The organism is Commensalibacter sp. ESL0382, from assembly GCF_009725775.1.
Lineage (GTDB): Bacteria > Pseudomonadota > Alphaproteobacteria > Acetobacterales > Acetobacteraceae > Commensalibacter > Commensalibacter melissae.
Window position 1 is genome coordinate 51647 of sequence record NZ_WNII01000007.1, and the last position, 15954, is coordinate 67600.

Consider the following 15954-nt stretch of genomic DNA (forward strand, 5'->3'; position numbering starts at 1 on the left):
TCATTTTTCTTTTGAACTGGATAGAATTGAATGTTTGCGTCCGTAATAATAATAGCCAAAGACACCGATTACACTATAAATAAACATTAAGAGCAGTGGAAGTGGATTGTGATTAATTAGGGAATAAATCATGTCAATGATCAAGGGAAAAATCATGGTCAGGCAACATAGGATGCCGCAAACGGGAATATAGCCAATCCAGATATTTCTAATCTTGAATCCACCAAAGGGTACTTGAAAGGGTCGATGAATATTGGGATGAACATTCCGCTGCCATATAACCGTGAAACAGACAATACCAAATGCCAGAGAGGTTCCAAGGCTGATTAGGTCACTTATGATATCAATAGGTAAAAAAGCTGTTGTAATGGCGATGCTGAGGCTGAGGATAATGGTTCCTATCCAAGGTGTACAATGTTTAGGATGAAGTTTGCTAAAAATTGGTGGAAGCAATCCATCCTGTGCCATGATGTAGAAAATGCGGCTTTGAGCATATAGCAAAACGAGCATTACTGAGCAAAGTCCGATAACTGCGCTAGATTTCAAAATCCAGGCTAAGTTTGGCATGTTCATATAATCAATTGCCAGGGCCAGTGGATCAGAAATGTTTAATTTTCTATAAGGAACAACCCCGACTAAAATTAGCGCTACACCAATATAGATCATGGTTGAAACAAACAAGGAAGCTATGATTCCAAAGGGGACGTCCTTTTTAGGATTTTTTGCTTCTGATGCGGCTGTGGAAACAGCTTCAAAGCCTATATAGGCAAAAAAAATTGTTGAGGCTGCCCGAAAAATGCCCCTGATTCCAAAATTCATCGGACCTGTTGAGGAGGGGATAAAAGGTGTCAGGTTTTCCAGTTTAATATAGTGAAATCCCAAAATTATAAAAAGAATTAATACTCCGATTTTTAAACTGACGATTATTGCATTAATTGTTGTTGATTCGGAAACCCCATATAAGAGGAAGATGGTTGCGATCAGAACAGATCCTGCTCCAATCAGGTCAAGGGACTTAACAAATACAATTCCTTTTCCATATCCACCAATTGCAGGTTGAATCATGGGATTATGTAGCCATGAAGCGATATGAATATGGAAATCTTTTAGTAGGGAAACACTATAACTTGAAAATCCTGAGGCAACTGATACAGCCGATATTCCATATTCCAACAACAGTAACCATCCAACAATCCAAGCGAATTTTTCACCAAGTGATGTATAGGCATAACTGTATGCCGATCCTGCAGTCGGCATAGTGGATGCCAGTTCACCATAGGAAAGGGCAGTAAATAAACATGCTATTGAAGCAATAATGAAGGATAAAAGAATTGCTGGTCCAGCAAAATTAGCCGCAGCTGTTCCTGTCATGACAAAAATGCCTGCGCCAATGGTAGAGCCGACCCCAATCATTGTTAAACGCCATGGACCCAAACATTGTTTTAGACCATGTTTTTTTGAATCAAGTGTAAGTTGTTCCAGTGATTTGCGTTTAGAGAAAAAGGCCATATTTTTTGTGTAAAGGGTTAGGTAATAAACCAAAAGAAAGACAACATTTTATGATGAAATAAAATTCAGATATTTTGCCTAACATAAAATGTATCTAATTCGGGAAAATTAAAGAGATATAAAAAGAACAACGTTAATCTAAGGTTGATCAGATCTGTTCTTTAAAATTTTCTTAACGTAATTGGTAATTGTTTTTTCGATCTGCTCAGTTTGATCGGCAAAAATATGATCGGCATTAGGGATTGTATTATAGGCAACTTTGATGCCTTTTTGAGTGTTAAGTTTTTCAACAAGTTTGTCAATTTCCTGCAATGGGACAATGCTGTCGGATTCTCCTGCGATCATCAAACCGCTGCATGGACAAGGTGCAAGAAAATTAAAATCATAGTGGTTTGCCAATGGCGCGATGCTGATCCATCCTTGTATTTCAGGACGACGCATCAAGAGCTGCATTCCAATAAAGGCTCCAAACGAATACCCCGCGATCCATAATTCCCTGGAATTTGTATTCGCCATCTGTAACCAGTCCAGGGCCGCTGCCGCATCGGATATTTCACCAATACCACCATCATATTGTCCCTGAGACCGTCCAACACCACGGGAATTATAACGTAGTACAGAAAAATTCATTTTTTGGAATGCACAATACATTGTATAGGCAATTCGGTTATTCATTGTCCCACCTTGCAGAGGATGGGGATGTAGGATTAAGGCAAGGGGGGCGTTAGGTTGACTGGAATGGTGATAGCGTCCTTCAAGACGACCTGCTGGGCCTGCAAACATTACCTCTGGCATAGAACGATCCGTTTATCTATTAAAACTGGCACAATTTGTAAGATTTAACAATAATATAAGTGAGTGTAGGAAAACAATAAAAACAGTTTATCTCTATAAAGATATTTCTTATAAAGTGAAAGTGTTTTTGTCTTATCTATAAAATATAAATGAAAAATCAATAGCGATATGGTGATCGGACAAGGTTAACATATCCTTTATCTTTGCTTATTTACCAGTAAATCTGTGAAAATATTTCTATTATAAGGTAACAGGGTTCATATTTGTATTTATATATTGTAAATTAAATACAGATTTAATTAAATTATTGTTGTAATGCAATAAATTATGCGGGTTAATTTTGGAATTCATGGTTTAATATAATAAATTGGATTATAAATGAAATGATACGACAATCTATATATCTAGATGCGAATGCCAGTGAGCCCATGCGCTCTTCAGTTATATCTGCAATGGTGGATATCATGCAGCAGACTGGTAATCCAACGTCTGTTCATCAAATGGGACGCAAGATTTATAATCAAACGGAAGATGCAAGAGAAACCTTGGTCGAATTATTCGGGGGGAGCGTTCAAAATTGTATTTTTACCTCTGGTGGGACAGAGGCAGATGTACTGGCTGTGCATGGTCAGATTGGTGAAGGCAATCAACAACGTCCTCTTTGGGTGGGAGCTACGGAACATCCTGCAATCATGCAGATTGACCTTTCAAAAAAAATTTTACCTGTAACACGGCAGGGCATTGTCGATCTTAACTTTTTAGAAGATGCACTAAAAAAAACGTCAATACCTCCCTTAGTGTGTTTAATGCTGGCCAATAATGAGACAGGTGTATTACATCCCATTCAACAGGCAGCAAAAATTTGTCATGATTATGGTGCAATTCTTCATGTAGACGCAGCTCAGGCTGCTGGACGTATAATGTTCAATTTGGAAGATATCGGAGCGGACAGCCTGATTCTTTCAGCTCACAAAATGGGAGGTCCAAAAGGGGTAGGCGCATTGTTATTGGCTGGTCATGAAAGAAATGCGAAAAAGATAAATCCTCTTTTTAGTGGAGGAGGACAGGAACAGGGAAGAAGGGGAGGAACTCTGGCTGTTCCGGCAATTATAGGGTTGATGACTGCCGCAAAAGAGGCCTGTAAAGAAGATCGTTCCAATATTTTAAAATTACGTAATTATTTGGAAAAAGAAGTGAAAAAATATGGAGCCGTCATTTGTGGCGAGGAAGCTGAACGTTTAGATAATACATCCTCTATAGCTTATGCTGGAGTTTCAGCGCAAAAATTATTTATGGCTTTGGATATGGCTGGTTTCTGTGTCTCAACGGGATCGGCATGTTTTTCAGGAAAATTATCGCGTTCACCTGTTTTATCAGCAATGGGGTTGGAAGAATTGGCTGATTGTACGATCCGTGTATCTTTACCATGGAATATCCAGCAAAAAGATGTTGAAACTTTTATTCATGTTTATGGCCAGTTGATTCAAAAGTTAAAGGATTCATAATCTATAGAAAATGGATTTTTCAGGAAAAAACAAGATAAAAGAAAAGGTGATTTACCTTGATTATCAATCGACCACACCGTGTGACGAACGTGTTGTTGAAGCGATGCTACCCTATTTTGTGCATAATTTTGCAAATGCCAATTCAGAGCATATATTGGGTAAATATGTTGCTGAAACCATTGATAAGATTCGCGCCGATATTGCCGAAATGCTCGGGGTGGTTTCTCAAGAAATTATTTTTACCTCTGGTGCGACTGAATCCAATAATATTGCCTTGCAGGGTAGTGTGCGTTATCTAATTGATCATTATCCCAAGACCAAACGGGTTATCACGATTGCGACTGAACATAAATCCGTTCTTGAAACAGTCCAGAATTTACAGTCCATTGGTGCTGATCCTTTTATTTTGCCAGTTCAATCCGATGGATTGATTGATCCTGATAGTTTGAAAGCGGCATTGCAGGTTCCAACAATATTAGTCAGTGTCATGGCCGCTAATAATGAAACAGGAGTTATACAGAACATTCCTTATTTGTCGGCATTGTCTCATGAATATGGCGCTCTTTTTCATTGTGATTTGTCTCAGGCTTGTGGAAAAATATCTGAAAAAATCCAGTTGCGCTCCTGGGGAATTGATCTTGCCTCAATTTCCGGGCATAAAATTTATGGGCCCAAAGGAATTGGCATTTTATATGTAAAACGTAAACCTCGGGTAAGGGTGGAACCTTTATTTTATGGAGGATATCAGGAACGAGGAATTCGATCAGGAACTTTGCCAGTTCCCTTGATTGTTGGTTTGGGTAAGGCATTTTCGCTATTCCAGAATGAGGGAAATGAAGAAATCAGGCGTTTGGCATCTTATAAACATTTTTTGATAAATGAATTGCAGGCAAGAATTCCACAACTTAAAATTAATGGATCAATCGAATGTGCCTTGTCAAATTGTGTTAATCTACAATTTCCAGAGGTTAAGGCCCTTGATCTTTTGGCAAGAATTCCTCATTTATGTTTATCAACAGGTTCAGCATGCAATCATGTTTCTATGCCATCCTATGTTTTACAATCCATGGGATTGTCAGAACAAGAAGTTTTATCTAGTATCCGTCTTTCTTTTGGTCGGATGACAACAAAACAAGAAGTCGTTGAAACCGTTCATGACCTTTATTCAGCATGGTATGATGTAAGAAAAGGGACATGAGTTAAAATCAGAATATTAATTGGTTTTTAAATAAGGAATTCTATAAAATGCCACAGATAGTTTTTATTGAACAAGATGGAACACGTCGTGAGGTGGATGCTCCTGTAGGGCTTTCAGTATTGGAAATAGCGCATAAGCATGGAATTGATCTTGAAGGTGCTTGTGAGGGATCATTGGCTTGTGCGACCTGTCATGTAATTGTTGATGAATCATGGTGGGATAAATTAAAGCCCGCCGCAGAAGAAGAGGAGGAGATGCTGGATATGGCTTTTGGGTTGGAAAGAACCTCTCGATTGGGTTGTCAGATTATTATGACAGAAGAATTAGATGGTTTGGTTGTTCGCTTGCCAAAGTTATCCTGAACCAATGCGTATTATGATTGCAATGTCGGGCGGAGTGGACAGTTCCGTTACGGCTGCTCTTCTAAAAGAACAAGGACATGAGGTTTTTGGTGCCACCTTGCAGCTTTATGATGCGCGAGGTGTGGTTAAAAAAGGTGCCTGTTGTGCTGGTCAGGACATCAGGGATGCACGTAGGGTATCAGAAAAGCTGGGTATCCCGCATTATGTTGTCGATGCGGAAGACCGTTTTCAAACAACGGTAATTGAACGTTTCGCACAATCTTACCAAAAGGGAGAAACGCCTGTTCCATGTATTGCCTGTAATCAGGGAGTCAAATTTACGGATTTATTGACAATGGCGCGAGAGCTTGGGGCAGAAGCGATGGCAACAGGTCATTATGTGCGTCGAATTGTGGGAAAAAATGGTCCAGAGTTGCACCGTCCAGTTGATTTAAGTCGAGACCAATCATGGTTTTTATTCGCCACCACCCTTGAACAGCTTGAATATTTGCGTTTTCCTTTAGGGGACATGCCAAATAAAGATAAAGTTCGGGAAGAAGCCGAACGTTTTCATTTGGCTGTTGCTCAGAAGTCGGATAGCCAGGACATATGTTTCGTTACAGATAATTCTTATATAAAAATTGTTGAGAAATTGGCACCAGAAGGTGTTATGCCAGGCGAGATAGTTGACGAGCAGGGCGTTGTGATTGGTCATCATGAAGGTATTGCTAAATATACCATTGGTCAAACAAAACGGTTGGGTAATCTTGCCATGCGGGATGGGCAGCGACAAATGGTGTTGCGAATTGAATCCGAAAAAAGAAGAATCGTTATTGGTCCAAAACAAAACAATATTTGTCAAACATTCTATTTACGCGATTTGAACTGGCTTATTCCTGTGCCTACTGAATTTTTATATTGTAATGTTCAGATTCGTGCGCGGGATCAGGAACGACCTGCTAAAGTTATAATTGAAAAAAAGGATAAGGTAAGAGTAGAATTGGAAACGGCCGCTAACCCAGCACCTGGTCAGGCATGTGTTTTTTATCAAGGGACACGTGTTTTAGGAGGTGGATTTATTCTGTAAAAATTTAATTTGATATTACTTTAGGTTAAACTTTACTTTTAAAGTGAATTTCAGTTATTAAATCAGATATTATTTTAGTAAGTTAATAAATTATTTAACGTAGCGAGATTTTCCGTTGATGCACTGTTTTTATGTAGGTTCCAAACGATTTTCTTTGATTGTATGGCTGATAGCAATTTTTGCTTTGATATGTTTTTTCAACTTACGAAGTGCTAATGCGGAATTTCGAATTGGATGGAAAAATCAAGCTGATATCGCCAGTTTTATTCAATTGGATAAAAAACATCAAAAAGTTGCCAGGGAAACAATAGCCTGGAAAAAATATGACGACGATTTTAAAGCCTTGCATAATTTGTCTATTGGTCAGGTTGATGCCGTTCCAGTAGATATGGTTACTTTTTTGTCAGTTATAACGGTTGGTTTGCAGGGACGTGTAATCGCAATTGATCGGCAATATGGTAAAGAAAGCGCCTTAATCGTAAAAAACCAGAAACATATAGATACTCCTCAAGATCTGGTTGGTAAAAATATTGCGGTACCTTTCATGACAAGCAGTTATTATAGTCTGTTACGTTATTTGCAGCATAATGATATTCCTGTTGAAAAAATTCATCTGGTAAATATGAATTATAATGAAATTACACAAGCTTGGCAGAAAAATGAAATTGATGGGGCCTATGCTGACGGAACTACAGTTTTACCGTTTGTCAAGGATGGACATGTATTAGTAGATTCATCACAGTTGGCAAAATGGGGGTATCCAACATATCAGGTATGGGTTGTGATGGATGAGATTATTTCAGATCAACCTTTTTGGATGGAAAGTTTTGTAAAAAAAATATTGAAAAATATCGATGATAATAGGCAAAATATAGTCTATTTCACTCCTCAGTCTCCGGAGGTTGGCCAGCTTGCCCAATTATTAGATAAATCACCGGAAGTAGTTTGCAGCTTGTTAAAACAGCAGACTTATCTTGATAAAACTCAGCAATCTTTAATAATGTCACGTTATTTGTCGAAGGAGTTTGATGAAATTGGTTTGTTTATGAAGGCTCAGAAAATTATGCCTGATATTTTACCTGATTACCTGATTTATGTTTATGACAGTTTTATAAAAAATAATAAAAATAATTAATTGATTTTACAATTTTTTTTACATTAAATTGAACAATATAAAGAAATTAATGTAGGATTAAAAAATTTATTAACTGTTTCAAGTATAGTATTTTAATAATAATCATCTTATTTTTGTTTTTTATCTGAATAAAATTAATAGATTGCTAATTTGAATTTCATGTTTAAAAAAGAATATGTTGAGATTTAATATTTTACATAATATGAAATCTTTTATTATTGATGTATTTGATTTACGTTGTGATTTCCAGGCTGTTATTTCATTGCGTAATGTTTTCTAATTAATTCCTGTTCTTAAACCGGAGAGCCTTTGGGTTATGGAATCTGTCCGTAAGTTTCTCAATAAGTCGACACTGTTCGCTGTTTTAATTTTGCCTGTTTTTTTAACGCATTTACGGGGTATAGCGGATGGGTTGATCAGTTATATAGCAATATGTTTTGTAATTTACTCTTTTATCAACAAACAATGGGACTGGGGAAAACAAAATTGGGTGATTATTGCATTTCTCTGGTGGGGGTGGATTTTATTGTGTACTATTCCCTTTGGATTGTTTCAATATAACATAATGATGATCCAGGCTGTTGTATTAATTCGTTTTATTTTTTTTGCTGCGGCACTTCAGGTCTGGGTTTTAACTGATGAGAAATACAGGCGATGGCTATCTTATGTTTTGATTGCCTGTGCGACTTATATTATTTTGAATATGCTATGCCAGCTTATTACAGGATATAATATTGTAGGAGCGCCACGTTATTTCGACGGTACACTGACAGGTCCATATCATCATCCTAGAGCGGCAGGACCATTGGCCAGGTTACTGTTGCCAATTACTTTAAGTTTGAGTATTTATTGCATTTATCGTTTAAAAGGATGGCGGGGAAATCTGGTCGCTTTATTCATTATCTTGTTTGCTATACTGATGATGGCTTTTGCCGGTCAAAGAATGCCATTTATTCTTTTTGTTTTCGGAATAGTTGTATCCTTGTATTGGTTACGTCCCTTACGGACAATCGTTTTGTCAATGTTAATTTGTATTCCATTAATACTGGGTGCAACATCATTTTTATCGCCTAAGAGCTATCATCATTTGGTGACTTTATTTATCCATCAAATGGCACATTTTTCCTCTGATAATTATGGATTGATCTATACACGGGCGATGATTATGGGATTGTCAAATCCCTGGACGGGTTTGGGATATGATGCCTATCGTCATTTTTGTGCCAATCCGATTTATTTTCATGGATTGTCCTTTTGGGGAATTGCAATTGGACATGGGGATGGAAAAGGGGCAGAGATTTGTTTGCCCCATCCTCATAATCATTATATTGAAATGTTTGTAAATGCAGGAATTCCCGGATTAATCTTGTTTTGTTACATGGTATTTTTATGGTGGGTTAATTTGGTAAAGGGATTAACGTCCAAATTGCTATCATTGAAAGATGCGGTTAAAAATTCCTGGCGTGTTGGATTATTTGCTGCGGTTTTAGTTCACGAATGGCCATTTGCGGCTGGAGGAAGTTTCGGAAATTTACCCTTGGGAGGATGGTTTTTTCTACTCTTGGGGCTAGGTTTATCTTATAGTTGGGATTATGGTAATCATAAGGCAGCATTGAAGGTTGATAATGGAATTGGATCATAAAGAAAAAAATAAAATACCTGTAACTGTTCTGACGGGTTATTTAGGAGCGGGGAAGACAACTTTACTAAACCGTATTCTAACGGAACAGCAAGATAAAAAATATGCCGTTATTGTTAATGAATATGGTGAATTAGGTATTGATAATGATTTAATAGTCGATGCGGATGAAGAAATATTTGAGATGAGCAACGGATGTGTCTGTTGTACAATTCGAGGCGATTTGGTTCGTATTCTCAACAAGCTTATTCAAAGACAAAGAAGTTTTGATGGAATAATTATTGAAACCACAGGGTTGGCTGATCCTGCGCCCGTAGCACAGACTTTTTTTGTTGATGAGGATATTCGTAACAAAACTCGTCTTGACGCGGTGATTGCCGTAATTGATGCGTTTCATGTGATGAAGACATTGGATGAAAGTAAGGAGGCAGTTAATCAAATTGCTTTTGCGGATGTAATCTTGTTGAATAAAGTTGATCTGGTTGATAGGGGATCATTAATTGCTATAAAAAAAAGAATTCGTACAATCAATCCGATGGTTGCTTTATATGAAATGGAAAAAGGAAATATTTCCCTTATGAAAATTCTGGATCTTGGGGGGTTTGATTTAAATAGAGCCTTGACGTTAGAGCCCAAATTCTTATCATCCCATGACCATGACCATGACCATGACCATGACCATGACCATGACCATGACCATGACCATGACCATGACCATGACCATGACCATGACCATGACCATGACCATGACCATGACCATGACCATGACCATGACCACGTACAACATTCTCATGGTGATGGTGTGACGAGTATTTCACTTATGGAAGATAAACCATTAGATGGAAAACGTTTTAATTTATGGATGTCCATGGTTCTTCAGAAATTTGGAAAGGATATATTGAGAACCAAAGGAATTATGAATTTTAAGCATGACGATCGATGTTTTGCATTTCAAGCTGTTCATATGATGGCAGAGGGAAATTTCATCCGTTCTTGGAAGACAAAAGAGGATCGTTGTTCCAGATTGGTTTTTATTGGCCGGAATTTAGATGAGAAATCTCTACGTGAGGGATTTTTTAAATGTATAGATTAACAAATCTGTGACTGGAAAGTATGGAATGAATCAGCCGTTACAATTAATCGAAAGTCGGGGTTCTTTTAAAAAAGTGGAAGGCACGATTATCGCCTGTGCTACATCTTGGGATGAACAGTATAGTGCTTTTGCAACGGCAGATGGAGATTTGTGGATTATTCCTTTGATTCACAATAATGATCCAGATTATTGGTATAAAGTTCAACCTCATGATGGAGGGATTTTATCTTTATCACAAGATTTGACCTTTTCAGGTTTTGTTACTTCTGGTGATGATAATAAACTAATAAGAATCATTCCCGGGAAGGAACCTCAACAATTATTAAAATCCAGACGTTGGATTGATAAAATCGTTTCTTGGACTGATAAGGAAAGGAAACAAAATAAAATCGCTTTTATTACAGGAAAAGAAATTCATTTATATAAAGATAATTTTACAGAGCCATATAGAATTTTTGAACATTCTTCTGGAGTTAGTGATTTGGTTTTCAGTTTGGATGGTGCAAAAATAGCCAGTTCTTATTATAATGGTGCCACTTTATGGTCTGCTGATTATAAAAATCCTGTAAAAATTAAGGATTTTACATGGAAAGGTAGTCATACAGGGATTACTTTACATCCTAAAGAAGAGGCGTTGGTAACATCAATGCAAGATCATGATTTACATGGTTGGCGTATTTCAGACGGACACAATATGCGAATGAGTGGATACACAACCAAAGTAAAATCTCTAAATTTTTCATCTGATGGAAAATGGTTGGCAACCAGTGGAGCTGAACCGGTGGTTTTATGGCAGTTTTTTGGAGGCGGTCCAATGGGAAAACCTCCTGTGGAATTGCCTGGTATTCCTGGAAGTTGTTGTATGGTAGTGGCATGTCATCCGACCTATGATATGGTTGCTGCTGGATTTTTGGATGGTAGTATATTATTAATCGGAATCAGCGACGAGAAAGTTGTTCCGGTAAATTTAGGATCTAAAAAATCCATTGGAGAAATTACGGCTTTACAATTTAATAAAGAAGGCAGTTTATTAAATATTGGCACTGATGATGGCTATATTATTCTAATTGATTTATCTGAAAAAAAATAGTTGTAAAAAATAATCAGCCATATCCTTTTTTCTGTCCAGGATTTATTTATATGGATGAGATATCATGTTTCAGAACAAGTAGTTGATCAGAATTTAAAAAAATTATTCTGGTTCCACATGAATGTTTATTGAAACATTTCCAATTACTTTTTGTAAAGCGTGTTCAATACGATCACATATTTTATGGGCTTCTTTCACTCTCATGTCTCCAGACACAACCAAATGAAAATCAATAAAAATCAAATTGCCAACCTGACGAAAACGGACCATATGGAATTCTTTTGCTTCAGGGGCATTTGCCTGAATTATTTTATAAATACTGGAAATGGTTTGAGGGTCAGGAGCTTTATCCATCAAGCCATTAATAGAATTTTTTATGATGCCAAAGCCTATACGTAAAATATTAATAGCAATGAAAAAGCCCATTAGGGCATCAAGTGCAGCCCATTGAAACATTGGAATAAGTGTAAAACCTACAATTAATCCGATAGTTGTCCATACATCGGAAAGAACATGCTGTCCACCTGCTATAAGGACTGCAGAAAAATATTTTTTACCTACACGAATAAGTGTTATTGCCCAGAACAGATTAACAAGTCCAGCTGTTCCATTTATAATAATTCCTTTTAAAGGCGCCATGGGAAATTGGGGATTTTTCCATCCTTGCCAGGCTTCGTAAAAAATTAAAATTGATGTTACTATTACTAATAAACCTTCGGCGGCGGCAGAAATATATTCGGCTTTATAGTGTCCATAAGTATGGTTTTTATCGGCTGGTTGGGTCGAAATGGTGATTGCGAATATTTCAAAAATAGCGGCTAACACATTGATTGTTGTTTCAAGCATGTCAGAATAAAAAGCAACACTGAGTGTTGTTTTCCATGCCAGATATTTAAGAAAAAAAACTACAAGACTAACCAGAAAACTCCCAAGACTGAATAGGATTTTCTTATTCTTTATTATTTTAAAGATCATAAGGTAATTATAAGTTTAAGGTTAAACAGTATTAATGTCCGCCAGATTGCAAAAACTGGCTTCATTTTTTTGTTCGATCTGGAAAGTTGAATGATTAATTCTAAATTTTTCCTTGAGGCGTTGTGCAACCATATTCAGAAACTGGTCAGAATGTTGATTGGTATTACTGACCAAATGAACAGTTAGGGCGGTTTCTGTTGTACTTAAAGCCCAGATGTGTAGATCATGTAAATCAATGATATTGGGAAGGGAGCGTAAATAGGTTTCCACGGCGAAAGCGTCAACATTGCTTGGGACACCGTCCATGGCAAGTGTAACTGAATCTTTCAATAAAGACCAAGTTCCCCAAATAATTATTGCAGCGACAATCAAGCTGGTAATGGGATCAAGCATATTCCAATGGGTGAAAAAAATAATAATCCCTGCCCCGGCAACACTCAACGATAAAAGGGTGTCATAGGCCATGTGCAAAAAGGCGCCCTTAATATTAAGATCCTCTTTTTGTCCGGAATGGAACATTAATGCGGTTATTCCATTTATAACAACACCGAGTAAGGCGACTAAAATTACTGTTTTACCTGTAACAGTTGCAGGTTTGTAAAAGCGTTCAATTGATTCCCAGATAATTCCTCCCGTAACAATAAGCAATAAAATTGCATTACTTAAAGAAGCCAAGATAGAGGTTCGACGATATCCGTAGGTAAAATTGGGAGAGGGTTTTTTTTTGCTTAAATATGAGGCCCCCCAGGCGGTGGCCAAGGCAAAAACATCTGATAGATTATGACCGGCATCAGCAATTAAGGCTAGAGAATTGGCAAAAATGCCCCATATGGTTTCGGCACAAATATAAATTAAGTTAAGGCTAATTCCTAGAGCAAAGGCCTTGCCAAAAGATTGTGGAACATGATGGTGATGACCGTGGATATGTTCATGTGCATGATCATGCAAGTGGGAATGATTGAATTGATGCATGTCATGCGTGGAATGATCCAAATTGCTCAAGATTAAATCCCTATAATTTTTTAGTTATAAAATAAGATTAACCATATTGTTAAACGCTTATTATAAAAAATTTAATTTGATTAGCCTAATTTTATTTTTAAAAATTTATCTAAATTATATCAAATCTGACAATCAAGTTTTAAATTGGTTTTATATGTAAATACTGTGTTTTGTTTATTATAAAAAAATCCAAATATTAATCGGGAATGAATGTTAAGAAAATTTGTGCTTCTTCGTTAACGTAACCACGATGATAGTATTCCTTATCACTATTATTTATAAAAGATTGAACAACGCAATTACCCGCCTCGATGTGAACAGGTAATCGATTATTATCAGAAATTTGTTGAATGGCAGAATCTTTTCTATGAGCGGTTATCAAGGTCTGGGCTATTACTTGTGAGGTTGGTCATAAGGAACTGTATTAGGAATCTTGTCATTAAAAAATTTGACCATTATGATTAGGAAAAGCTATTATATGACATTGTTGTTTATAAACTGCGATTATATTTCTCACAGCTAGTTTTTTATATCAAAGAAAGATTGATAGCTGCAATATTTTCATAGATAGAAATTATCTTTCTCTTTGGTAGAATTATATAACTGTTACCATCAGGAAATTGGTTTGGTACAAAAAATGATAATAATATTATAGACTGAGATGCTTTCCTTGAATTTATTTTTTGTGAATTTCAAATGGATAGAGAACATCTGAAAATCATTGGAAGCATGGGTAGGTAAAGAAATTAGATTATAAGCTCCAAATAAAAAAAAGTATAAAAATTATAAATAATTATTGAGGGAAGGTATATCTAGAATAATGTTATTAACGTTTTTGAAAGAAAGATATAAGATATGGTTCCAGCTTAAGAAAATGTTACTTGTAATTGGTTGTTTTTGAAATTATATGATGTTTTATCGTTTAAGTTTTTGATACCTCTCCTTAAATGTTGTAAACTTCCTGAAAGACTAACTTTATTAAAGACTGAAAATAATTTATTTTCAGTCTTTTTTTAATAGTTTTATATTGAATAAATCATGTATATCAATTTTTTAGTGCCAATAATGGTTTATATTAGCGAGGATAATTAAATAAAATAAAATTCTTTATGTTATAATATTGAGCTCACGAAAAGTTTTATAGAAATAACAAAATCACTGATTTTGTATGATTTACCAATTCATTAATTTGATTTAGAAAATACAGTTTGGTTTGTTTTTTCTAAATTAAAGACTTCGACAACGTTAATAATATGCAAGTTTAGAAAAAACAAACCGAAACAATATGAAAATAAATTAAAGAATGTTACTTTTCAGGCTTCCTTATTTCTAAAAATGCAGAAGCAAATTATAATTGATTAATATAAAATATTTTTTCTATTCTCCTTTTAAACTAAAATGTAAAATTGGACAGTCAAAATAAAATATTTAAAATGAAGTTAATAAAATATTTTACTATATAGAAGATTTATGTTGAATCAATTAAAAGATAAATGTTTTATATTACATTTTATTATCATGGTTAAATCACTACATTTACGAATTAACTGCCAAATAGCATTCAACAGATAAATGTTTCCACTCTTTGTACAAGTAATCATTACCAAAACAAAGCTGACTTTTTTCCACATGGTAATAAAAACCATAGTCTTATCATATAAAATATGATAAATATCACAGACAGTCATTGCAGAAATTCCTCTTCTGTTATGATTAGGTCGGGTCAGTATGTTGCAGCATCTGATCCGGCCGCTTCGACACTATCTGTCGAATGCTGATTACAAATATACAAAGAAAATTGGATTTATGAAACTTATTTTTTTTGTCCATGTAAAAATAAGATCATTAAATTGATTCCATATTATTGATAATTTCATATATAAAATATTATATTTGAACAATATTCATTAAAATCAAGGTTTTTTAAAGTTGGTTTTTTCCAAATTTATTATTCTTTTATTGAAATGTAATTTTTACATAAAGAATTGGTAAAATAATATTCGATTCGAGATTTTGGTTTTATCTTATATTTTTCTAATATATATATCTAATTATTTATTATTTACATATATGTTACTTGATGATAGTGAATTTATGCTAGGTTATATTTCAAAAAATATACAAGAAATTTTAAATAACTAGAATGATAAAGTGATTTTTATAAAAACTTCATGATTAATTTTCATAAAATAATAACTACATATTATGTATACTCAATTAAAGTCAAGAAATATTGCGAATTTTATTCCATAAATAAAATGGATGTCTGTTTTACAAATAGATGAGAATTTTATTTTTTCATTTATCTATTTTATAGAAAAATTATAATTAAAATATAGTGATAATAAGATTTATTATTTGCAAAATTAATGCACTACTATAATTTTTATTGTGTTTATATAGCTATTGACTTAATTACAATTTAATATAAGTCAATTAATCATTATTTATATGACAAGATTATTGATATGTATAATTGATTAATATGATGGCCAGCATTAATATTTCGATACAATATGACATAATGTTTGATGTAAAGTGTGGATGAGGACTTTGTGTCTTTGATTGGACATTTACCTGTTTTG

Annotated in this window: 13 protein-coding genes; 8 read left to right on the top strand and 5 right to left on the bottom strand. The window is 35.1% G+C overall.

Annotation, left to right across the window (positions count from 1 at the left end; all coding sequences use genetic code 11):
* Together GM552_RS01725 and GM552_RS01730 are read right to left on the bottom strand one after the other, a co-directional pair.
* Nucleotides 1–1509 (bottom strand): APC family permease, encoded by a 1509-nt coding sequence (locus GM552_RS01725; protein WP_155565008.1) that lies wholly within the window; start codon nt 1507–1509, stop codon nt 1–3.
* Between the two features lie 138 nt (nt 1510–1647).
* Nucleotides 1648–2304: an alpha/beta hydrolase gene (locus GM552_RS01730; protein WP_110439421.1), complete on the bottom strand. Its 657-nt coding sequence runs from the start codon at nt 2302–2304 to the stop codon at nt 1648–1650.
* A 383-nt stretch (nt 2305–2687) separates the two neighbouring features.
* On the opposite strand from GM552_RS01730, the gene GM552_RS01735 reads away from it, so the two are divergent.
* From GM552_RS01735 to GM552_RS01770, 8 genes are all read left to right on the top strand, one after another.
* The gene (locus GM552_RS01735) at nt 2688–3809 is read left to right on the top strand and encodes a cysteine desulfurase family protein (protein ID WP_155565009.1); all 1122 of its coding nucleotides are present in this window, start codon (nt 2688–2690) and stop codon (nt 3807–3809) included.
* A gap of 46 nt (nt 3810–3855) precedes the next feature.
* Nucleotides 3856–5007, top strand: a complete 1152-nt coding sequence (locus GM552_RS01740) for a cysteine desulfurase family protein (RefSeq protein WP_370533578.1) — start codon at nt 3856–3858, stop codon at nt 5005–5007.
* A gap of 47 nt (nt 5008–5054) precedes the next feature.
* On the top strand, nt 5055–5369 hold the full coding sequence (locus GM552_RS01745) for a ferredoxin family 2Fe-2S iron-sulfur cluster binding protein (protein ID WP_155565011.1): 315 nt from the start codon (nt 5055–5057) through the stop codon (nt 5367–5369).
* A 4-nt stretch (nt 5370–5373) separates the two neighbouring features.
* On the top strand, nt 5374–6435 hold the full coding sequence (mnmA, locus tag GM552_RS01750; protein ID WP_155565069.1) for a tRNA 2-thiouridine(34) synthase MnmA: 1062 nt from the start codon (nt 5374–5376) through the stop codon (nt 6433–6435).
* Nucleotides 6436–6553: 118 nt separating this feature from the next.
* Nucleotides 6554–7570, top strand: a complete 1017-nt coding sequence (locus GM552_RS01755) for an ABC transporter substrate-binding protein (protein ID WP_155565012.1) — start codon at nt 6554–6556, stop codon at nt 7568–7570.
* Nucleotides 7571–7886: 316 nt separating this feature from the next.
* Nucleotides 7887–9212, top strand: coding sequence for an O-antigen ligase (locus GM552_RS01760; protein WP_155565013.1), 1326 nt, complete (start codon nt 7887–7889; stop codon nt 9210–9212).
* Nucleotides 9196–10302 (top strand): GTP-binding protein, encoded by a 1107-nt coding sequence (locus tag GM552_RS01765; protein ID WP_155565014.1) that lies wholly within the window; start codon nt 9196–9198, stop codon nt 10300–10302. The genes GM552_RS01760 and GM552_RS01765 overlap by 17 nt, the downstream gene beginning before the upstream one ends.
* A gap of 25 nt (nt 10303–10327) precedes the next feature.
* Nucleotides 10328–11392, top strand: a complete 1065-nt coding sequence (locus tag GM552_RS01770) for a WD40 repeat domain-containing protein (protein ID WP_155565015.1) — start codon at nt 10328–10330, stop codon at nt 11390–11392.
* 102 nt (nt 11393–11494) lie between these two features.
* Here GM552_RS01770 and GM552_RS01775 read toward each other — a convergent pair whose 3' ends face one another.
* The 3 genes from GM552_RS01775 to GM552_RS01785 all read right to left on the bottom strand — a co-directional run bounded on the left by GM552_RS01775 (nt 11495) and on the right by GM552_RS01785 (nt 13751).
* Entirely contained in the window at nt 11495–12367 is an 873-nt protein-coding gene (locus GM552_RS01775; protein ID WP_155565016.1) for a cation diffusion facilitator family transporter, read from the bottom strand.
* Nucleotides 12368–12388: 21 nt separating this feature from the next.
* Nucleotides 12389–13369 carry a cation diffusion facilitator family transporter gene (locus tag GM552_RS01780; protein WP_230882724.1) on the bottom strand — a complete coding sequence of 327 codons (981 nt, stop codon included), beginning with the start codon at nt 13367–13369 and terminating at the stop codon, nt 12389–12391.
* A 196-nt stretch (nt 13370–13565) separates the two neighbouring features.
* A complete protein-coding gene (locus GM552_RS01785) occupies nt 13566–13751 on the bottom strand; it encodes a hypothetical protein (protein WP_155565017.1) in 186 nt (61 codons plus the stop codon).
* Nucleotides 13752–15954: the final 2203 nt, after the last annotated feature.